This is a genomic window from Quyinboa mangrovi, from assembly GCF_042219825.1.
GTDB lineage: Bacteria > Bacteroidota > Bacteroidia > Bacteroidales > UBA5342 > JBHJHP01.
Map to the genome: position 1 here is coordinate 447,947 of NZ_JBHJHQ010000001.1, position 21,769 is coordinate 469,715.

Genomic DNA, 21,769 nt, shown 5'->3' on the forward strand with positions numbered 1-21,769 from the left:
AAATGTGTTTTATACTGTACAATTCAGGAATAATCGAAAGTATTCAGGTATTCCTGAAATGTAATATTTGATATCTTTATGTCCATAAATTAAAATCTTATGTCTTGGCTCCTTGTTCATGATTCTAAATTACTGTTGTACGGGTAGCACTTCTATGATTCCTCGCTTCACTCGGAAAGACAGGTATTGGAGGGCTTTTGAGCTGAAGGATGGGTTGATTTGCGAATCAGTCGCAAATCAACCCATCCTTCAGCCCCTTTTGAACCTAATAGACTGTCATTCTGAGCGTAATAAAATGAAGCGAAGAATTTATATGTATATTGATTTTTTACTAGGACAACAATGATGCTAAATTATAAATTCCAATAAATGAAAAAATTAGTTTTACTCCTTTTAGTTTTTGTAGGTATAAGTGTTTCGGGACAGGAATACAACAGCACCTTATGGAAAATTAGTGGAAACGGTTTGGAGCAACCGTCTTATTTGTTTGGCACTATGCATATAATGCCTAAAAAACTGTTTAATATTTCGAATAAAACAAAAGAGCTGATTGAGAGCTGCGATGTGATAACATTTGAAGTCAATATGTTTGATCTTTCATTTTCAGAAAAACTGAGTTTAGCTTCTAAAATGTACCTTAAAAATGGATCTACCCTGGAACAACTTATGAACAGGGATGAGTTTACAGCATTGGTTGATTTTGCCAGGGACACGTTAAGAATTAAGGAAAGGAAATTTATGAAGAAATATAACCGGTTAACTCCTTTTGCTTTAAATTCTCTATTTACAGCAAAATATATTGGTAAATATAAAATGTATGAGCAGGAGTTTTATAAGCTGGCTAAAAAGAATAAAAAGGAAATTACTGAACTGGAAACAATGGCTTTCCAGTTAAGCCTTGTCAGTGATATGCCTTTTGAAACGCAGGTTGAGTATTTTCTGGATGTTACAGAAATGTCAGAGTTATACGAACTGATCAACTTATACAGGAAGCAGGATCTCGATGCCATTTATGATCAGTCGGAAGAAGAAGCCGAACAGGATAAGGAGATGCAGACTTTCATGAAAAAGTTTCTGGTTGACCGTAATGCTGACTGGATTCCAAAAATTGTTTACCAGATAAGTCAGCATTGTTCATTTATCGCTGTTGGTGCAGCTCATTTGCCCGGAAAGGAAGGGGTGATAAACCTTTTAAGAGAACAGGGCTATACTGTTGAACCTGTAGCTCAGTAAGCGGAGTTTCTATGTTGCTTTTAATATTTTAAGCAGACGTTCCCACGATTTATCTCTGGCTGTTTTGTTTTCTGCAGATCCTTTCGGGTCATCTCCCTGACGCATATAGGCATGACCGGCTCCTTCGTAAATCACATAGTCATAGCTTTTTCCAGCTTCCTTCATTAATTTCTCAGTTTCAGGAATCCCTGCATTGATGCGTTGATCGTTTCCACCATAAAATCCATAAATCGGAGCAGCAATTTGTTTAATACCTTTTTTGTCCGGTGCACTTCCGTAAAATACCAGGGCTGCTTTAATATCATGATTGTACGTTGCCATTCTGAAGCTCTGAGTTCCGCCCCAGCAAAAACCAATAACAGAAGTCTTTCCGTTTCCTGCTGGGATTTGTGATGCATAATTTTGTACCGCATTCAGATCATTCATTACCTGATCAGGTGTTAGTGCATAAATAGCGTTCCTGGCTTCATCAGAGGATTTGAAGTCAGACGTTCTGCTGAGGTAAGGACCAAAATCAGACAGCAGATCCGGTGCTATCACAATAAATCCCTTTCCGGCAAGCTGATCTGCAAAGCTACGTACCCAGTCCGTTAAACCACGGTTTTCATGAATGGCAATAACGACGGTGGCTTTTTTTGATGTTTCAGGATAAACAACAAAACAGTTCACGTCACGGTCACCTGATTTGACCTTTATCCATTCCTGATGCCTTGGTGATGCATTCAGTTCCTTCACTGCAAAATCCTGGGCTTGTATCGTTAACAAGGAAAATGACGCCAATAATAGAAGAAATATTCGTTTCATCCGTTTAAAATTTTCAAGTTTGGGAAAATAATACTTTAAAATTTGAGAACGGATATAACCGCTCTGCTCTCACATGAACTTATTTTAATCATGCTTATTTGTCGAATTTTTGATTAAAAAAGTTCATGCTCGTTTCATACCAATTCAATTTACTTTATAACAAATATTTAGACAGAATGGTTGATTGAAAAGGTATAATCAGAAAATCAAAGCATCATTGAAATTCAACACATATCAGAGCCAGATATAAACGACCACAAACAGAATACCTGCCAGAGCAAACCAGGCGCCTCGTCTGGCAAATCCATTTTTGCCGCGTACCATAATCAGACCTGATAGCGCCAGAAAAATAAGGGCGCCGGCAAAAATATCAGACGGTGTAGTCCAGAATTTTTTTTGATTGTAATGCAGTTTATTAAAAAAGAAAATAACAGGTTTTTTCTTGTAAAATTCAAACCAGAGTTCTCCACTTTGGTAATTGTAAAACCCAACACCTCCTTTTAAAAATAACTGATATCCTGTTTCCTGCGGTAATACCTTATTAATTGTGTATTCAGGATAGCTTTTCCCAAAATTGGCGGTAAAACGGTCAACAGTTAATGAGTTTTCAAACTTATCCTGTACTAAAACGGTCTTATAGGCCGGATCAACGCCCTGCTTTTTATGGTTCAGGATAATGCCCGATACACTGTAAACAATTGTAATTCCGACCAGAAAATAACCCAGATCGCGGTGAAGGATTCTGAGCCATTTTCTGATCCATTTATTAGTCAGCCACTTCATACGAAATACCTTCGGCATAATAGGTGGCGTAATAATCTTTGCCGTTATCTTTCATCCACTGACGCATCTGGTTGATATTCTGCATCTCAATGCTGCAGTTTTCTCCATCAGCTTCTGCATCTTCCGGATGTTTTTCCAGTACAGCAGCTTCTTTTTGTTGAATATCGTCTGCAGTTAAGCGGTCTTCTTTAATGATACATTTAACCTTAAGGTTGGATCCCACCAGTTCCTTGCCGAAACTTTCAATATCACCTGCAGCTTCTATGCGGATTGATTGTTCTCCTGTGGAATCAATAAGAAAAGCTCTGCGGCCGGAATGTGAGCATACATGGTCAACAGTACCTGAAACAATTACGACTTTATCGACATTTTGATCCAGTGAACCAATCAGTTCATTTACATTTACTGTTTTAACTTCAGCTTCAGCTTTGGATTCTTTGGTTTTAGTGTTGCACGCAAACAAAGCAACAGCCAAAAGGGTTAAAATAAAGGTCTTTTTGTACATGGTGTAAAATTTTATTCAGGGACGAAAATAGTAAAACCTTTTGATATAGCAGCATCATATTCCGCAATTGAAAACCTGACACTAAAAGATCATTAATCTGAACATTCGGAAAGTATTAATCTCTGTACCGGAGATTTACAATTAAGGCTGGTTTGGATTACATTTGCACTAACATTAAATAATGAAATGATAGCAGGCAAAACAAACAAACTATCTTCAGCACTTTTGAAACTGACACTGGCTTTCAACAGTTCACCCGGCAGGTTGTTTGCACTCAGGATGACAGTTTCCATGGCATTGCTGTCAATTCCTTTTATCATTGCAGGGAAGCCATTTTATGGTGTTACACTGGCTTTAGGGGCATTGGCAGCAGGTCTTTCAGAAACGGATGATCATCCGAGGGGACGTATAAAAGCACTATCTCTGACCGTTATAAGCTTTTTCGTTTCAAGTTTTGCCGTTGGTCTTTTGAACAATCATCCTTTCTGGTTAGGTGCAGGATTTATTTTGTCTACCATTTTATTTATTCTTCTGGGAGGAACCGGAGAACGATACCGGGCAATCACATTCGGATCAATACTTATCGGTATTTATGCGATGTTGGGAATTGAAATAAGTCCCGCCTGGTACTGGCAGGCAGTATTGCTTCCAGCAGGAGCATTATTCCATGGCCTGTTAACACTCATCCTGATGTACCGAAAACCTTTTCGACTACTCGATGAACAGATGTCCAACGGATTTATTAATCTTTCGGCTTACCTGGAAAAGAAATCAGGGTTATTTCCGAGTAATATAAAAGACCAGCAGCCTATAAACCAGGAACTGGCACTATTGAATATCAACGTGGTTAATTCGCTTGAAAAAATCAAGGATGTGCTGAACAGTTATGACAGAGAACTAAAAAGACCGGAGCAACTTCGTCCTTATCTCCAGCGTTTTATGGTGTTGCAGAGCCTGCATGAGCGTGCTGCCTCAAGCCATGAAAAGCATGACAAATTAAGTGGTGAAGCCGGAAGTTCGGAGGTGATGAGTGCCATGGGAGAGATGCTGCGGCAGTTGTCGTATGCTACAAGGCAGGTTGGTGAAAAAATGCTCACCGGCACGAATTATCAACATCCGCTTGCCTTGGAACTGATCTCAAAAGCCATCGATGAAAAACTAAAAACAATGGATGCAGAGAAGGCTCAGGCACTTCTCCTGTTGCATCATAACCTTGATCGTTCCCAACAGGCATTAAAATACCTCGATAACGCTGAAGAGGGTAGTGCGGTTCCCCGGTTGAGAAAAGATGAAAGGAATCCATTCCAACGGTTTAAAGCGCTTCTGACTTTTGAACATCCCCGCATGCGTTATGCTATCCGACTAAGCATGAGTTTTCTGATTGGGTTTTTTATTGAGCGATATTTTCAACTGGATAAGGGAGCCTGGGTCATGCTGACCAGTTTGTTTGTAAGCCAGATAACCTATAGTGAAACGCGCCGTCGTTTATTTCAGCGTTTACTCGGAACAGCCAGTGGTGTTGTATTGGGTGTGATATTGCTTCAGGTTTTTACCAATACAGCCGCACAGGTGCTGATGATGCTTGGTTCAGCTTTTGCATTCTTCTATTGGGTCAGAAGCAGGTATTCTGTGGCAGTTGTTTTCATAACCACATTTGTGATCAGTGCATTTAACCTGATTTCGAAAGATGCCGGACTGCATATTATGGTTCCACGTTTAATTGACACCGTAATCGGTGCATCTATAGCATTTATCGTTATACGGCTACTTTGGCCGGGATGGCAATTCAGGCGCATGCCGGGCCTGATTTCCAAAGCCTTGCTGAAAAATATGGATTACCTTCGGGCAATTACAAATGAATATAATGTACATACTGAGGACGATCTGGAATACCGAATAGCGCGACGAGAGGCACATCTGGCAGACAATGAGCTGGCACTGGCCTGGAACAGCATGCGTCTTGAACCCAAAAGCAAACAAATGTCCATGCAGCAGGCTTTTACCCTTACTTACCTTAATCATGCGTTGTTATCGCATATTTCAGCACTCGGAGCACACAGAGAGACCAGTACGCCCGATTTAAATGAAATAAGAACAGTAAGTAACCGGGTGATGGAAGGTTTAAAGGAGGCAGGCCATTATTCTGAAACGGAACAACTGGGATTTGCTTCTGATCTTACAGTTCTGTTAAACGATTTGCAAGAGCAGTTGTCTGCTTCTGAGTCTGGGCTGCAAAAACAGCGATTGAGGTTGCTGTATAACATTGCAGGCACCACCGATAAAATTGTCCGTGAAATTCAGGCGTAGTAGGGTTAAAAACTTATTGCTAAACTTGAGAGCATAAAAAAACCTCCCGAAAGCCGGAAGGTTTTTTCTTATGGTGTTGTTTGGAATTAGTCAAGTTGAGGACCTGCAGCAACCAATGCTTTACCTTCTTCGTTATCTGTGTATTTAACAAAGTTCTTGATAAAGCGTGAGCCAAGATCTTTAGCTTTTTCTTCCCATTCTTTAGGATCAGCATATGTATCGCGGGGATCCAGAATATTAGGATCAACATCGTGTAATGCCGTTGGTACTTCCAGATTGAAAATAGGAATTGTTTTTGTTTCTGCTTTTTCGATAGAACCGTCAAGAATAGCATCAATGATACCACGTGTATCTTTAATAGAGATACGTTTTCCTGTTCCATTCCATCCTGTGTTTACCAGGTAAGCTTCTGCTCCGTGTTCTTCCATCTTTTTAACGAGTTCCTCACCGTATTTAGTTGGGTGAAGTGAAAGGAAAGCAGCACCGAAACAAGCTGAGAAGGTAGGCTGAGGAGATGTAACACCGCGCTCAGTACCAGCCAGTTTAGCTGTAAATCCTGAAAGAAAATGGTATTTTGTCTGTTCTTTGGTCAGTTTTGAAACTGGAGGTAATACACCGAATGCATCTGCAGACAAGAAAATTACCTTGTTGGCGTGTCCTGCTTTTGATACCGGCTTAACAATATTGTTGATATGGTAAATCGGATAGGAAACACGTGTATTCTGTGTTACAGATCCATCGTTAAAATCGATCTTACCAGCTTCATCTACCGTCACATTCTCAAGCAGTGCATTTCTTTTGATTGCACCATAAATATCCGGTTCAGCTTCAGGATCAAGATTAATTGTTTTGGCATAACATCCACCTTCAAAGTTGAAGATACCGTCATCGTCCCAACCATGCTCGTCATCACCGATAAGCTCACGCTTTGGATCTGTGGAAAGTGTTGTTTTTCCGGTTCCTGATAAACCGAAGAAAATAGCTACGTCACCATCTTTACCTTTATTGGCAGAACAGTGCATCGAAGCCATACCGTTTAACGGCAGGTAATAGTTCATCATGGCAAACATACCTTTCTTCATTTCACCACCATACCATGAACCGCCGATAACCTGCATTTTTTCCGAAAGGTTAAATACAGTATATACTTCTGAATTTAATCCGTGCTCTTTCCACTTTGTATTAGTGGTTTTAGAGGCATTCATCGATACAAAATCAGGTTCACCATAGTTGGCCAGTTCTTCTTCTGTAGGACGAATGAACATATTTTTTACGAAGTGTGCCTGCCATGCAACTTCCATTATAAAGCGTACTTTTAATCTTGAATCTGCGTTTGCTCCACAGAATGTATCCATTACGAATAATTTCTTACCGGAGAGCTGCTCAACAGTTGTTTTTTTAAGATCGTTCCATACCTCTGTAGAAACAGGTTTGTTATCGTTAGGAGATCCGGGAGTAGTCCACCACATGGTATCTTCTGTTGTTGCATCTTTTACAATGTATTTATCCTTAGGAGAACGTCCGGTGAAGATACCGGTCATCACATTCACCGCATCCAGTTCTGTAAGCTGACCTTTTTCAAATCCTTCCAGACCCGGTTTCATCTCTTCTTCAAACAACTGCTCGTACGATGGATTATGGACGATCTCCTTGACGTCCAGGATGCCGTACTTGCTTAAATCTAAATTTGCCATAGCTCTTAATCGTTTTTTATGTTAATAATTGTTCTATCCGGTTATAAAATACGCCCTGTTTGAGCGGTTACAAAAATAGAAAATATTTTAATTATGGAAATATTTCTTTAATCTTTTTGCTTTATTTAAAATTCGTATGAATAATGAGGACCTTATGGTTCGAACAGTTTTTTTAAGGTCACACAAAAATATAATTTTTAAGTTCTTAACCTATTAATTTAATAGTTAATATAGAAATATAATTACATTTGTTCAATTAACATTACTTATAAATATGAACCTTATAGATAAGGATGCTTTGCAAAAGTACATGGGTGGACCACTTAAAAATCCGCTCATTTTCAATATTGCTTACCAGGCTTCAGGTTTTTCTAAAATAAACAGAATCTATAAAAAATACATGGTGAACCAAACCGGATTGAATTTTATAGATGCTTCTTTTGAAACACTGAATATTAAATACGTGTGTCCTGAAAATGATCTGAAACATATTCCTAAAACAGGCCCTTTTATTGTTATTTCCAATCACCCCTATGGTTTTCTGGATGGATTGATCCTTATCAGAATTTTCGCAGAACGTTTTGAAGGATTTAAGGTGCTTGCCAATTATTTTTTAAGATTGTTTTCTCCCATTGCCGATTATTTTATTGAGGTTGATCCGTTTACTCTGGGCACGCACACCAATAAAAAAGGGGTAAAAGGTGCATTGCAACATTTGGAAGATGGTCATCCTATTGGTATTTTTCCTTCCGGAGACATTACCACAAGGTCGCGGAAGCGTAAATTTGTAAGCAGTACGGAGTGGAATCTGGCATCGATAAAACTGATAGAAAAAGCCGGGGTTCCGGTAATACCGGTTTACTTTAGTGGTAAGAACAGCCGACTGTACAAAATTACAGAACGGATAAATCCGATTCTCAGATCGATATCACTTCCCAGGGAATTTCTAAGAAAAAAAGATGAGGAAGTCTTTTTTAGAATTGGAATGCCCATAAAACCCGATGATTATGTCAAATCGGATACACCGGCAACGCGCGATTTTCTTCATTCTACGGTCAATGCGTTAAAATATTCATCTCCCGAAGACAAAAGAATATTAAAACTGAACCTGAAATTCAGGGTTAAAAAGCCGGAGCCAATTATTCTCCCGGTTGATCCGGAAGTGCTGGAAAAAGAAATATTTGCACTACCGGCAGAACATAAGCTTATGTCCCGGAATGAGTTTGATGTGTACTATGCATCTAAAGATCTTATCCCAAATATCTTAAGGGAGATTGGCCGTTTAAGAGAGATTACCTTTCGCGAAGTTGGAGAAGGAACAAATCGTTCGTTTGATCTGGATGACTATGATACTTACTACGATCAGTTGTTTGTGTGGAACCGTGTAGAAAAGGAATTGCTTGGTGGTTACAGATTGGGCAGGGGTGACATAATTATAGAAAAATATGGTAAGAAGGGGTTTTACATTACGTCGCTGTTTGATGTGGATGACGAGATGATTCCCGTTTTTTCCCAAACCATTGAAATGGGACGATCTTTTGTGGTTTCAAAATATCAGAAAAAACCCTTATCACTGTTTCTCCTATGGAACGGAATCCTGAAATTTGTACTCAAACATAATACCCACCGTTATCTAATGGGACCAGTAAGCATCAGTAACGATTTTTCGCAATTCTCGAAGGAATTGATCATGTCCTTTATCAGAAAGTATTATTTCAATACTGAACTGGCAGCATATATTCATCCCAAAATGGAATTTAAAGTCAGTGGCTTTCGTGAACATGAGGTTGAATCTATTCTGGATCAACATAAAGATGATTTGAAAAAGCTGGATAATTACATTTCAACACTCGAAATTCAGGGCATGCGTATTCCTGTTTTGATCAAGAAATATCTGAGTCAGAATGCAAGGGTGGTGGGCTTTAATGTTGATCCTGATTTTAATTATTCTCTGGATGGTCTGATGATTTTGGATATCAATGAATTGCCTCCTGAATCACTTGAGATCTTTAATTCTTGAGATATATACAAGACACAAGATATATTGGACTTAAAAAATGCATATTTCATGCAAATCGTTATTTTTGTGAATCAGAAAAATACAGTTACCGCTTTCGGATAATTTAGTCCCGGTACAAGATTGTTTAAACAATGACCTTTAATAAGACTACTACATATGCATTGATGATTCTTACACACATGGCTAAACACCCTGATGTGAATGTCTCAGCAACGCTTTTAAGTAGAGAACTGAAAATTCCCCTTCAGTATTGTCGACGTATTTTAACCGATCTGACCAATAAAGATTTATTACGGAGCATCCATGGTCGTAAGGGAGGATTTGTCCTTGTGAGACCAAGTGCAGAGATTTTTGTTTCGGAAATAGTGGAAGCTTTTGAAGGATTCACCAATGTGCACCGCTGTATCATGGGGTTTGAAAACTGTCCTGTAGAGAAAGGCTCACATTGTGTTCTGCATACTTCTTTCGACAGTGCCCGGAAGCAGTTTATTTCAATTTTAAGAAATACAACACTGGATAATTTTATCCTTGATGATCGTGCTATTTCCTGATTCTGTAAATTAAAACATCCTTTGCTTCAACTTCATGATTTATTCTTAAAAATCGTTTTTGGGCAAATTCAATATCGGTTGAACCAAAATTAAAACTGATTTTTTCTCCCTTGCAATGGCATAAACCTTTCAGGCCGGACATTTCTTTTGCATCTTCCGGAATTTCAAGATTTACTACTTTTATTTCATCCGAGAAATTGCAGATAAAAATCAGAACCTCTTCTGTTGTGTATCTCAAAAAAGAATAGATTTTGTCGTTATCATATTCCGGATTGTCCTTATTTGCCCATTGAAGACCATAGAACATCCCTTCAGAAACGCACTTTTCGGTTCTGGCAAAATTCAAAATATCGACATATAATTGGCGCAATCTTTTTTGCTCATCCGTTAACTGTCCACCGTCAAATTTTCCGTTATTCATCCAATTCTGTTGCGATTTAACACCCCAATAGTCAAATATGGTTGTCCGGCCGTCAAATCCGCTGAACCCTTCAGCATCTGCAGCAGTTTCACCAAGCTCCTGTGCGAAATAATGCATATATGGTCCGGGATTCAGACAGGTGGAAATTACAAGGGCGGGAATGATTGTAAACGGATCTTTAATAAAGAAATCAGAAGCTATGCGTTGTTCGTCATGATTCTCCAAAAAGTTGAGCATATGTTGTTTAATGTCATCAATGTCCTGCCAACACTTTGTGATATCGGTAGCGGATTGTCTTCCCTGCAGTACCCCTTTTAATGTATCATACAGGCCAACTTTATCGTATAAATAGTCAAATTTACCTTTGTTGATATATTCCCTGTACAGCTGTGGATTATAAACTTCTGCAATAAAGATAACCGACGGGAATCTTGACTTAATTTCAGGGATGACCCATTCCCAGAATTCAACAGGAACCATTTCTGCCATGTCACACCTGAAACCGTCAATTTCTTTACTGGCCCAGAATGTAAGTACTTCCAACATTTTATACCATGTATTCGGAATGGGCGAGAAATGTTTTGTATGTCCGTTTAAGTAATCCACGCCGTAATTCAGCTTTACCGTTTCGTACCAATCATGATCACCCGGATTGGCAGAAAAACAGTCATTGCCAGTAACTTTAGCAGGAAACTCAGAATAGACATCTGGTTGATATGCATCAGGAATATTTGGTAGACGTAATAACTGCCCCGGGATATAATAAAAATTATTGTTAGGATTAAAGGCATCGGACTGGTTGTCGTGTTCACCAAAACAAAATACACTTTCTGGTTTTGAATCTGATTTATAACCTCTCGAAACATGATTCGGAACAAAGTCGATAATTACTTTTAATCCCGCTTCATGTGTGCGTTGAACCAGGTTTTCAAATTCTTTCATTCTTTCCGGAATATTTTCTGCTAAGTCTGGACAGACATCATAGTAATCCCTTATGGCATAGGGCGAACCGGCCTGGCCCTTTACAATTTCAGCAGGAGAGGCCTGAATCCCGAATTCCGGATATCCGGTCTTGCTTGCATGCTCAATAATCCCGGTATACCAGATATGGGTTGTCCCCAGTTCTTTAATTCCATTAAATGCTTCGGATGTGAAATCGTTAAATTTTCCACATCCGTTCTCCCTAATGGTGCCGGAAGGTTTATTTGTATTATTTTTGTTTCCGAATAGTCTTGTAAATGCCTGGTAAATGATAAATTTTTCCATCCCTGAATTTTTATACAAAGTTATGGTAATAAACCTACAAAAATCTTTTAAAAACATGACTAAAATATTGCTTTTGATATTTTTTTGTGTCTCAGCCCCCAATATTTATGCTCAATTTGTGAATGCCGGCACGGATCGATCCTCGATAGACTGGAACAAAATAGAAACATTGCATTACATTGTAATTTATCCTGAGAATTATGAAAGTCAGGCTATTGACTACGCAATGAAGCTTGAAAAGGCGTATAAATACGTCAATTATTCACTTGGTTTTGAACCTAAAAAATTTACTTATGTGCTACGTACACATTCTGCTGTTGCCAATGGTATGACGGCTGTGGCTCCTAATAAGGTAGAATTGTGGACCAAGCCTTATCAGGACAGTTACGGGCAGGCCTGGGATGAACAACTGATTTTGCACGAAGGCAGACATGTGGTTCAGTTTACCAGCATGTACAGGGGAGCATCGAAACTTCCCATCTGGTTGACCGGACAAATGGGATATTCTTTCCCGGTTGGCTTATATATCCCAAACTGGTTTATGGAAGGTGATGCGGTTGTTACTGAAACAGCGCTTTCAGACTTCGGACGGGGAAGACAAGCTTCCTTTGAAAAGGAAATGCGCGCATATTTTCTGCAAAAAGGAAATCCGGGATACGATAAGATGATTCTTGGATCGTACCGGGATTTTATACCTGACCATTATGCTACCGGCTACCAGATAGTTGCTGCTAACAGGGTTTTTCGTGATCCTGATATATTTAAAACAAAGCTGGATAAAATTGCCCGGTATCCATGGTATATCTGGCCCTTTTCAAGGCGTAGTAACGGTTTAAAGGATACACGAAAGTTTAAATATTACAAATTTGCGGCAGATACCCTTATGGAATTATGGAAAGCACAGGATCAACTCGTAAAGGCTGATCAGCCGGAAATAATTTACACGTCAAAGGATTATTCAGGATTGGAATACATAACAGAAGAGGGATCCGATCTTTACGCATATCAAAGTAATCTGAGCCGCGTGCCTCAGATCGTGAAAATTGACACATCCGGTTTTGTGGTACCTGTTTTATCGCTGGGGTACAGCAATGGGAAGTATTTTGATGTTAAGGATCATAAGTTGTTGTATACTCTTGAAATGCCGAATGCAAGATGGGAGCAGGAAAGTCAGCAGGCTGTTTATGTATATGATATGCAAAAGTTCAAGAATAAAAGGTTGACGCATTACAACAGCTATTACAGTCCGGTATTTAATCCTGTAAAGGATCAGATTGTTGCAGTAGAAATGAATGATCTGAATGGTTGTAATCTGGTAATCCTTAATCCGCAGAATGGCAGCATAATTAAGCGGCTTAAAAATGATAATAACGGGTATATTATTACGCCTCAATGGACTCCGGACGGAAAGTCACTGGTTTATATTAAAATCACAGATGGTGGCAAAATACTGTGCCGGAATGATTTTAAAGAGGAGAAGATTTTATTTGGGCCCGATAATATGGATTTCAAGCATCCTTATGTGACAGGCGAATATGTATTTTTTTCAGGGGATTGGTCCGGAATAGAAAATATCTACCAGATACCTCTTATCGGAGGAGAACCTGTACGTATTACTAATTCAAGGTTTGGGGCAATATCACCTACTTTTATTGATGGTGATCTGGTGTACCTTGATTATACATGGAAAGGAAACGAGGTTGTCAAACAAAATGACAATCAGATGCTTAATCAAAACCTTACAGAGGTGCCCAATTATGCCCCTAACCTTTACCGAAATCTGACTGAAATGGAGTTAGGTAAAGTTGACTTTAAAGAAAAAGATTCAACAGAATACAGCATTAGCCGGTACAATAAATTTGCACATCAGTTTAATTTTCACAGCTGGATACCTGGTGCTGCCTATCAACTTGGAGGGCAGGCATATTTACCCGGTGTGTCATTGCTGTCTCAAAGCATGCTGAATGATGCAACAATGTCGGTTGGAGTTAATTTTGCAGCGACCAATAAGGATGAGAAATATTTCTTTAACTATATCTATCGCGGTTTTCTTCCTGTGATTCATTTTAATACCTATTATGGTGCCTGGAACCAAAACATTTTAGTTATTGATGAAACAGGATACGGGTATAATGTGAGTACAGATATCAATGCCTTGCGGTTCGAGGGCAAGGTAGAATTCCCGTTTGTCTTCAGGCATCTTTCAGAGTATATTACATTATCTCCTTTTATCTACGGTAGCTATGCATCAGACAGGTATACATTTCAGAATACCGGTTCAATAGAATTTGACAGAGGCCAGGGAACCAGAACATTTTATGGTATTGGATTGTATCATTCCTGGTTGAAACAAAACGCTTACCGGAACCTTAAAACAAACTGGGGATATGAAATTACGGCAATCCTGCAAAAATTTGATAGGCACTATAAAATGTCAGGCTCTGAAGATTCTCAAATATATTCAGGGGCTGAAGTCAGTTTTTATCTGCCTGGTTTTGAAGTAAATCATAGTCTTCAACTGAATCTTACTTTTCTGCACCTGAGTAAGGATCAACCATACGGAATGGTATTTACACAACCCTTATCCATGCCAATAGGATGGAGTACACTAACAAATTCCGGATATGGCAAGGATAATTACCGCATAGGTTTTGAGTACCTGTTTACCCTGGCAAATGCGGATGCAGAAATATTTTGGCTGGCATATCTTAAACGATTAAATGTTGGCGTTTGGGCTGACCTTGGACAGTTTAAATTCAGTCGTGGTGAATATGAATATAATGCTCTGGGTGGAACGATGTATATAGATATGAATCTGTTCCGTTATCCTATTGAATGGAAAGTAGGAGCCAAAGTCGGCTATTCTTTTAGCCATCAGGACTATGTAATAGAAGGGATTTTTAACTTTGGATTTTAATCTGTTTTTTCAAGAACGAGAACAACTTTATTAAAGTCCGCAGCGGCATTTACAACTCTTCTGAAAGCTTCAAATTGTTCTATGGGAGCCAGCAGGTCTTTATAAAACTCATGGATTTTAATTGTATATGTATTGCCGGAATATTCCACTTCAGATATAAATCCATAGGGTGGATCTTCTTCTCTGGAACTTACCACATTAATGATGCCTGCTTCAGGATTGGATATTTTATAACCCTTTGGAACATTAAACGTTAAGATTCTGTCGTAGCTGCGGTTAAATTGGTTTTCAACGGGAAGTGTACGTTCTGCTTCCTGGTATAATTCCGCCTGAGGCCCTATAACCATCCCCATTTTAAATAAGATTTTATTTCCGGCATTTTCAATTAATCCGGGAGTAGAGACTTTACAATTAAGTCCGAATTCATTCTGGTATTTGTTATTATTCTGATCGATTATTTTAAAATCGGAAAATTCAGGATTTAAATCATCCAAACCTGAGAGATTTTTAAATGTGCTTAACTTTTGGTCTTCATCCATCGATGACAGAATAAGTTCAAAATATCCACCTGATAACCCTTTTAAATTTTTAGTAAGATCAATATTAACCTTATTATTTTCAACATCAAGTGTAATATCAGATATGATATTATTTTGGTTATCCAAATAAGAGTTCTCTTCAATGTATTTAATATCGGCAACGGCAGAATGAAAATTACCTACACTTACTTTACGAATGAATAGAGCATTTTGAGCCATAACTTCTTCTTTGGTCATTCCCACTCTGAGAAAAGGCATGGATGGGGTCAGATATAAATCATATTCCGGGAAATAAATGAGATAGGTCGTAAGGTAATTCCAGCTGGGAAAGGATTTGTCAAATTTTACATTATCTCTTTCACATGTTAGTACAATATTATAAGGTATGTTGAGCTTTGTAAAAATGTTAGCATATAATTTGGCAAGACCTTTATCCGACGAGACCTTTTCACCAATAGTAAAGGTCAGATCGTTATAAATATAGCTGTTCTGCTCCTGGATGAGAAAATCCTTTTTTATGATGTTTTCCACGGCAATGATTTTATCTATATTTTCGCCATTGGGTACTTTAAGCTTTTTTACAAATTTTTCCAGAGCTGCTTCTTCTTTTTTATTCAGGTTTGAAAACTGATTGTTAATAATTTTTGCTGCAATATCCCAGGTATTTAACTGATATTTTCCTTTAAACAGGTTTCTGTCGAGACGATATTCTACCCGAACTTTATTGGGATTCAAATACGAAAAGAGTTCAGAATTTATTGCCGGAATATTTTCTCCGGTTAAGGAATAATAAACGGTACTATCTTTTATTTCTGGTTCACTTTGCGTCATGTGACCATTATAAGGTTTTATTAGGTATCGCAACTTTTCTGGGCATGTAAGACTGTAGCTCGCCTCTAATACAGGGAAGCCGAATTGAAAGTAATTTCGTCCAAAGGATTCTGCTTCTTTTTTCATCACGGTAAAATATTCTACCGTATTACCTTCTTCTATACCATCAACAGCGAAGATCTTATATTTTTTCCCGGTTTCCTCATCTGTTATTTCTTTTATGTTGGACTTGTCAAATTCCTTTATTGTACCATCGGAGGAAATTGTCCGTGCCTTTATGGTTATATATTCAAGTACGGACTCATCATACATATAGTATTTATTAAAACTCTGAATGGATTCTTCATTCAGGATGCGATATACTTTATGTTCTGTTTCGTATGCATAAAGGTTTCCATCATCTCCGTGTCTGAAGTCATATGCTATATTCAGGTTCAAACAAATAACATTTTCGTTCATCAAAGAATCCGGTAGTGTTTTGTAATCCGGTGAAGTTTCCCAATCGGTGGTTTCAAATCCTTTTGCCTGAGCAATTATCTGTGATGCCAAAAACAGTAAAAGAAATAATTTTTTCATAGTCGTTGGTTTAAATTTTTTCTAATCCTACAGTCTGATTATATGCTTTATTCAATTCCAGAATCATTTTATCCCACTCAGAAAAATCCTTCGGCTCAAGATCAAGTAAATTCATAATAATTGTTTTATGTTGAGTGATACGGTTATTATTTTGGGAATATTCAATTTTAAAACTAAAATACGGATTCTGATATGAAATGTTTTCCGGAACATAACTGACTTTAAAACCGTCAGGTATCTCTAATGATGATATAGTAGTTTCATTGAATTTAAAGTCGTTTGCAAATGGCCTGCATGAGAAGGTTGTGTCAATTTTATATTCAGCAAATTCTTTATCCAGATTTAAATTAATGTATATTTCATTACCCAGATTTTGCACGTAGTCAGTGACATTAAATGAATAATCAATAATTATGGGATTGTCTCTGTCTTTAATATCCGGGATATTAAAATTATTAACGATAAACGTATTATTCCCAAGAACCAGAATCTTATTTAATGTTTTGTTGAGTTTATCATTTTTTACGCCATCCAACGTACTGGAAATTTCGTAACGGTTATAACCTTCCCAGCGCTTTTGAGCAACTCCGGTAACTGAAGATCCTTTAATGCGGATACTTAAGGAATCAATAATCCGGCTTTCAGTAAAAGGCGTTACAGGTAAATATTTTATGGTGTAATCTTTGTCGGATAAACGGATAAGCACTTCTTTTCCCTGAATGTGATGTGGAACATATCCAAATTCATACATATCCATTGTGCCATCTAAAATAATTAAAGAATCCCTGGTTAAATAGGCTGCTACCATGTGATTATCTGCTGCTATTGTTGGTAATTCTTCATAGGTATAAGGTATGTCTCTTGTACCAACCCAACTGTAATAACAGGGCAACCCGGCAACTTTCATCATTCCGACTATAATACTGGTCATATCCTTGCAGTCACCATACCTCTGATCAAAAACTTTTTGAGAACTATGGGGTATAAATCCTCTGTATCCATCCTCAAAAGCAACATATTTAATATTATCCTGAACCCAATAAAGAATAGCTTTCGCTTTATCATTGTCTGAAATGCAGTTCTGTGTAATTTCCTTTACTTTGACTTTAAACTCTTCAGAATAAGTGGTGTCAATTGTTTTGATAAAGCCATTGTAATAGGTAAAAAGATCATCTGTCGTTTCAAAATACCGTTCGGTTCTATCAGAAAGCCTGACTTCGTTAACGAGCATGTGAATATGTGGCCAGAGATGGCGAATGCTGGTGTAATTATTGCCATATTTTGCTGCAGGCATATTGTCCCCTGTAAAGGTATAAATGGTGTATTTCCCTTTATGCGTTGAATCGCAGGCAATGTGCACCCTGTCAAAATTAAATTTTTTGAACTCAACTTTTATATTATCATGTACTTTAACGGTAAGGACTGTACGTTCCGTAGGCACAGAGGATTGAAAATAAAACAAGTCTGAAAAATGAGCGTCTTTTATGACCTCATCATAAGCCATAATCATAACTGAACCTTTATTTACCATGGGATAGGTGATTTCAATTTGCTTGGAATCATCATAAAATACAGAGTTGCCGATGTTATTTGTAGTTTTTTTGTTTGTAGCCTCAGCTTTTTTGTATTTTCCTTTTGAAAGGTAATATGTATATGTATTTACATTATTTACTGAATTGAATTTTCCAAAATAGATATGATTCTTAGCACCGTTTTTGGAATGTTCGTTAAGTAGCATTATTGCTTCCTCGTTGTGCTGAAAAATCTTTAGTGAATCGTTAACAATATCAAATGTGATATCTTTATTATTATACAGGAACACTGCATTTTGATTGCTGTATCTGGCAGTCATATCTTTAATGTCAGGTATTTTTATTTTCGCTGCCAAACATGTCTGAGTTAAAATAATTCCTGAAATAACCCAATATATTTTTTTTATATTTTTCAAATCAAATTGCTTTCTTAATTATTCTTTCATTTTCATAAATCTGTTGTTGAAATAAATTTCAGTTCTGTTATGCTTTCCTGTGTTATCATAAAAAACATCTTCTCCGTTTATATCGTCCTGATTGAATTCTGTAGTATTGCGTAGTTTTCCATTCTCGTAAAATTCACTAAATAAACCATACCTGTCACCCATAATATAACTTCCCTCTGATTTTACATTTCCATTGGCGTAGTAATATGTATGTTTACCGTTTAATGAACCGCATGAATATTCTGCCTGTGATATTATTTTGCCGTTTGCGGCATACAATATTTGTTCGCCATTGGGACAAAAATCTTTGAGTTGCATTTCGTATGCAATTTTCCCGTTAGGGAAGTATGATTTTATCAGTTCATTACCGGTTTTTATCTGTATAGGTTCAGACCAACCAGAAGATAAGGGTGTTTGATATGAAATAATTTCGTCTCCCTTGTATAAAATCCTGATTTGCAAGTTTCCATTGTAATCCCATAATGTGGTATAACCATCCATCTCATCATTAATATACATGGACATAGCTTGTATTTTCCCATTCTCATAATAAGAAGTCCTACGGTAAAATCTATTATCATCAATATAATATGATGAATCTTCGGGCAAGCCATTCTCGTAAAACGAAACCCATAATCCGTGTTTTTTATCATAGCGGTATTTCCCTTTTTGCAGCAGTTTTCCCGATAAGTAATATCTGTTATAATCACCCTGTCTTTGATCGTTGAAAAAATACATTTCAGACTCAATATTTCCATTTGGGTAAAACCATTTTAATGTGTCGTAAAAGCAATAATTATAAACATTTACAGAGCCCCTTAATTCGCCAGTCAGACTATAGGATTCAAATATTGGCTTTTTATCATAATTGTTAGTACAATATATGTTTCCGGCTTCGTCATAATAATCAACCCTTACCAAATCTCCTTTTTTGTTTTGATAGCGTGAAGTTATTATGGTGTCATTTAAAAAGTAGGTTGACCATCCGTTTGGTTCGTTATTAACGTAATAGCTCTTAAATGATTTTTGGCCCAGTGGATTATATTGCAGATATTGGCCGGTAAAAGAGCCATCCTTTAAATACCCTGAACTTTTAATATTGCTGTTGTTGTAATAGGTTTCATATTTGCTTATTCCATACGTGCCTGCTTCTGATGTTTTGGCTATTAAAGTCCCGTTTATGTAGTAATTTTCTTCCCTGGGAAGTTTTGTCCCGTCCTTATAATAAGATATTGTTTTCAGATTACCATTTCGCCAGAAATCCTTTATGGTACCGTCAAGTTTTCCATTTCGGATGTTTCCCTTTCTGGCGACCGGACCATCAGGGTAGTAGGTTGCAAATTCAAATGACATATCATCAGAACTATAACTGTCTCTTTCTTTATCACCTGTATCATTAATCAGTTTTAATATACTTCCGTCTTCATATACTTCTGTGGAGAAATGATTTCCTTCTCTGTCAAAGGATTTTAATTCCCCGTCAATGTTTCCTGCATCATTATATGGCGTAATTTGTTGAATCTTCCCATTTTCATAGTACTGGGTAATTGATTTTAAAATTGTGTCATTGTAAAGGTATTCGCTCAGTAATATATTATTATCAGAAAAATATTGCCAGAGTCCTGTTTCTTTACCGTTTATGTAACTACCTTTTGAACTAACATTTCCGTTTGGATGATAGGTTGTTTCTTCTCCTTCTTCTTTTCCGTTTTTATACCTAGAGATTAAATAAATCTTTTGATCATAATGGTAAGTTTTATACAGGCCATTTATTTCACCATCAAGATAGTTGTAGATAAAAGAGGTATCACCGTTATCGTAAAAGCCTATTGCAGGTCCGTTTCGCGTTCCGTCCTTGAAATAATTTATTTCATCAAGTTGCCCGGTCTTGTTATAGAATTTTACTATGCCATCAGGAATATCGTCTATGTAGGCCACTTCATATCTGATCTTTCCATTCGGAAAGTATTTATATTCCATCCCGTTTACTTTACCACCCGTCAAATCCTGTTTAAATTCCAGGTTTCCTTCCGATGTATAATATAACCATGTTCCGTTCTTTTCCCCATTAATGTAATTTCCGCAGGCTTTCAAACCTCCATTGTTATTAAAATACTGCCAGTAACCTTCTTCCTTTTGATCCGAATTATATGCACCAATGCTGTATGGTTCGTCATTGTCGAATTCAACTATATTATGTACAATACCGTTTGGTGTAATGACATCTCTGTAGTTTTTCACAGCGGTAAGTTCAGATCCCAGTTTATAAAACTCTTTAAGTAGGTTTTCATTTTTTGCTTTCCACTCCTGTACTTTATTATTTTTGGTTGATGTTAGTATTGTGTAAAGCATTGGTGCCATATATCCTTTTTCTTTAATACTTTTAAAAAACGGGAAATACATCTCAACCCAAAATGATTTATCTGTGGTGTCGAACGGTAATTTGTCGAATAAAAGTTGTGTCTGTTTAACTGTAGCTGCACTAAAATCTATGACAGGTTCAAATTCGTCAGTAATTACTATTCTGGATGCAATAAGATGATCAGTTTCTTCGAACAGTGTATTATCCAGAAAAGGTTCAATATACTCACCATGTGCTGTATCCACATAGCTTTGCGCAATGTTATCCAAATAAACCAGGTATTTGTTACTTCTGCTTGAATTAGGTTCAACCATAAGGTAGGTTTCCAGAGATAGCATTGCCTTTGTTAACTGATGCTGCCGGGCACTTATTATTCCCAGGAACAGGTGACTTGTGGCATGAAAGGGATTGCATCTGAGTGCTTCCTGGAAACATTTTGTAGCTTTCTCCATATCCCCAATATTATAATAAGTATATCCAAGATTATAATGGTTCAAATAATTAAATGGCTTTTTAGCAATTGCTTTGCTATAATATGAAATGGCTGAATCTTTTTTACCCATATTATCAAATGCCGTTGCCATAGTCGCCAAAAACAAACCGTCATAGGTTGAAGGTTCTGTCATTCCCTTTTGACAGGTCTCTATGGTCTGATTGTAATCATCCTCAGCCAGGTGAGTAATAGCCAGCTCATATAACATGCGGGTGTAAGCAGAATCATTTTCATCTACAGTTTTAAATACTTCAATGGCTTCTGGGTATTTTTGTTCGTCGTATAATTTTATACCCTTATCAACAATACTGTCCTGGGTTTGAGACAGCAAATTATACATAAAGCAAGTTGAAATGAATACAACAAGTAATAATCTTCGTAACATAGCAAGTAATATTAGGTTAAATGTATCTCAACAATGCTACTAAAATAAGAAAAAAATAAACGGATTCGTAGTAGCTTAATAATTCATACTCAGTATAAGTAAAA

13 protein-coding genes are annotated in these 21,769 nt (G+C 37.3%); 5 read left to right on the top strand and 8 right to left on the bottom strand.

Annotation, left to right across the window (positions count from 1 at the left end):
- Positions 1 to 369: 369 nt before the first annotated feature.
- Positions 370 to 1,233, top strand: a complete 864-nt coding sequence (locus ACE1ET_RS01885) for a TraB/GumN family protein (RefSeq protein ID WP_375726660.1) — start codon at positions 370 to 372, stop codon at positions 1,231 to 1,233.
- 9 nt (positions 1,234 to 1,242) lie between these two features.
- On the opposite strand, the gene ACE1ET_RS01890 is transcribed toward ACE1ET_RS01885, so the two are convergent.
- The 3 genes from ACE1ET_RS01890 to ACE1ET_RS01900 form a co-directional block, all read right to left on the bottom strand.
- Complete coding sequence (locus ACE1ET_RS01890) at positions 1,243 to 2,037, bottom strand: dienelactone hydrolase family protein (protein WP_375726661.1); 795 nt, start codon at positions 2,035 to 2,037, stop codon at positions 1,243 to 1,245.
- 234 nt (positions 2,038 to 2,271) lie between these two features.
- Positions 2,272 to 2,820 carry a peptidase gene (locus tag ACE1ET_RS01895; RefSeq protein WP_375726662.1) on the bottom strand — a complete coding sequence of 183 codons (549 nt, stop codon included), beginning with the start codon at positions 2,818 to 2,820 and terminating at the stop codon, positions 2,272 to 2,274.
- Positions 2,804 to 3,325 carry a hypothetical protein gene (locus ACE1ET_RS01900; RefSeq protein ID WP_375726663.1) on the bottom strand — a complete coding sequence of 174 codons (522 nt, stop codon included), beginning with the start codon at positions 3,323 to 3,325 and terminating at the stop codon, positions 2,804 to 2,806. The genes ACE1ET_RS01895 and ACE1ET_RS01900 overlap by 17 nt, the downstream gene beginning before the upstream one ends.
- Positions 3,326 to 3,511: 186 nt before the next feature.
- Between ACE1ET_RS01900 and ACE1ET_RS01905 the strand changes: the two genes are divergently transcribed.
- Positions 3,512 to 5,632 (top strand): FUSC family membrane protein, encoded by a 2,121-nt coding sequence (locus ACE1ET_RS01905; protein WP_375726664.1) that lies wholly within the window; start codon positions 3,512 to 3,514, stop codon positions 5,630 to 5,632.
- 86 nt (positions 5,633 to 5,718) lie between these two features.
- Here ACE1ET_RS01905 and pckA read toward each other — a convergent pair whose 3' ends face one another.
- Positions 5,719 to 7,326: a phosphoenolpyruvate carboxykinase (ATP) gene (gene pckA / locus ACE1ET_RS01910; RefSeq protein ID WP_375726665.1), complete on the bottom strand. Its 1,608-nt coding sequence runs from the start codon at positions 7,324 to 7,326 to the stop codon at positions 5,719 to 5,721.
- A gap of 274 nt (positions 7,327 to 7,600) precedes the next feature.
- On the opposite strand from pckA, the gene ACE1ET_RS01915 reads away from it, so the two are divergent.
- Together ACE1ET_RS01915 and ACE1ET_RS01920 are read left to right on the top strand one after the other, a co-directional pair.
- A complete protein-coding gene (locus tag ACE1ET_RS01915) occupies positions 7,601 to 9,346 on the top strand; it encodes a lysophospholipid acyltransferase family protein (RefSeq protein ID WP_375726666.1) in 1,746 nt (581 codons plus the stop codon).
- Between the two features lie 131 nt (positions 9,347 to 9,477).
- Positions 9,478 to 9,897 carry an RrF2 family transcriptional regulator gene (locus ACE1ET_RS01920; protein WP_375726667.1) on the top strand — a complete coding sequence of 140 codons (420 nt, stop codon included), beginning with the start codon at positions 9,478 to 9,480 and terminating at the stop codon, positions 9,895 to 9,897.
- On the opposite strand, the gene ACE1ET_RS01925 is transcribed toward ACE1ET_RS01920, so the two are convergent.
- Complete coding sequence (locus tag ACE1ET_RS01925; RefSeq protein WP_375726668.1) at positions 9,887 to 11,584, bottom strand: alpha-amylase family protein; 1,698 nt, start codon at positions 11,582 to 11,584, stop codon at positions 9,887 to 9,889. The genes ACE1ET_RS01920 and ACE1ET_RS01925 overlap by 11 nt on opposite strands.
- Before the next feature lie 55 nt (positions 11,585 to 11,639).
- Here ACE1ET_RS01925 and ACE1ET_RS01930 point away from each other — a divergent pair, with 55 nt between their 5' ends.
- Positions 11,640 to 14,501 (top strand): TolB family protein, encoded by a 2,862-nt coding sequence (locus tag ACE1ET_RS01930; RefSeq protein ID WP_375726669.1) that lies wholly within the window; start codon positions 11,640 to 11,642, stop codon positions 14,499 to 14,501.
- Here ACE1ET_RS01930 and ACE1ET_RS01935 read toward each other — a convergent pair.
- The 3 genes from ACE1ET_RS01935 to ACE1ET_RS01945 form a co-directional block, all read right to left on the bottom strand.
- Positions 14,498 to 16,447: a DUF3857 domain-containing protein gene (locus ACE1ET_RS01935; RefSeq protein WP_375726670.1), complete on the bottom strand. Its 1,950-nt coding sequence runs from the start codon at positions 16,445 to 16,447 to the stop codon at positions 14,498 to 14,500. The genes ACE1ET_RS01930 and ACE1ET_RS01935 overlap by 4 nt on opposite strands.
- Before the next feature lie 10 nt (positions 16,448 to 16,457).
- Positions 16,458 to 18,335: a transglutaminase domain-containing protein gene (locus ACE1ET_RS01940; protein WP_375719230.1), complete on the bottom strand. Its 1,878-nt coding sequence runs from the start codon at positions 18,333 to 18,335 to the stop codon at positions 16,458 to 16,460.
- 78 nt (positions 18,336 to 18,413) lie between these two features.
- Positions 18,414 to 21,665: a tetratricopeptide repeat protein gene (locus tag ACE1ET_RS01945; RefSeq protein ID WP_375726671.1), complete on the bottom strand. Its 3,252-nt coding sequence runs from the start codon at positions 21,663 to 21,665 to the stop codon at positions 18,414 to 18,416.
- Positions 21,666 to 21,769: the final 104 nt, after the last annotated feature.

Coding starts and splice junctions, on each gene's coding strand:
- ACE1ET_RS01885 (WP_375726660.1), top strand. CDS start 370: ATGAAAAAATTAGTTTTACTCCTTTTAGTTTTTGTAGGTATAAGTGTT.
- ACE1ET_RS01890 (WP_375726661.1), bottom strand. CDS start 2,037: ATGAAACGAATATTTCTTCTATTATTGGCGTCATTTTCCTTGTTAACG.
- ACE1ET_RS01895 (WP_375726662.1), bottom strand. CDS start 2,820: ATGAAGTGGCTGACTAATAAATGGATCAGAAAATGGCTCAGAATCCTT.
- ACE1ET_RS01900 (WP_375726663.1), bottom strand. CDS start 3,325: ATGTACAAAAAGACCTTTATTTTAACCCTTTTGGCTGTTGCTTTGTTT.
- ACE1ET_RS01905 (WP_375726664.1), top strand. CDS start 3,512: ATGATAGCAGGCAAAACAAACAAACTATCTTCAGCACTTTTGAAACTG.
- pckA (WP_375726665.1), bottom strand. CDS start 7,326: ATGGCAAATTTAGATTTAAGCAAGTACGGCATCCTGGACGTCAAGGAG.
- ACE1ET_RS01915 (WP_375726666.1), top strand. CDS start 7,601: ATGAACCTTATAGATAAGGATGCTTTGCAAAAGTACATGGGTGGACCA.
- ACE1ET_RS01920 (WP_375726667.1), top strand. CDS start 9,478: ATGACCTTTAATAAGACTACTACATATGCATTGATGATTCTTACACAC.
- ACE1ET_RS01925 (WP_375726668.1), bottom strand. CDS start 11,584: ATGGAAAAATTTATCATTTACCAGGCATTTACAAGACTATTCGGAAAC.
- ACE1ET_RS01930 (WP_375726669.1), top strand. CDS start 11,640: ATGACTAAAATATTGCTTTTGATATTTTTTTGTGTCTCAGCCCCCAAT.
- ACE1ET_RS01935 (WP_375726670.1), bottom strand. CDS start 16,447: ATGAAAAAATTATTTCTTTTACTGTTTTTGGCATCACAGATAATTGCT.
- ACE1ET_RS01945 (WP_375726671.1), bottom strand. CDS start 21,665: ATGTTACGAAGATTATTACTTGTTGTATTCATTTCAACTTGCTTTATG.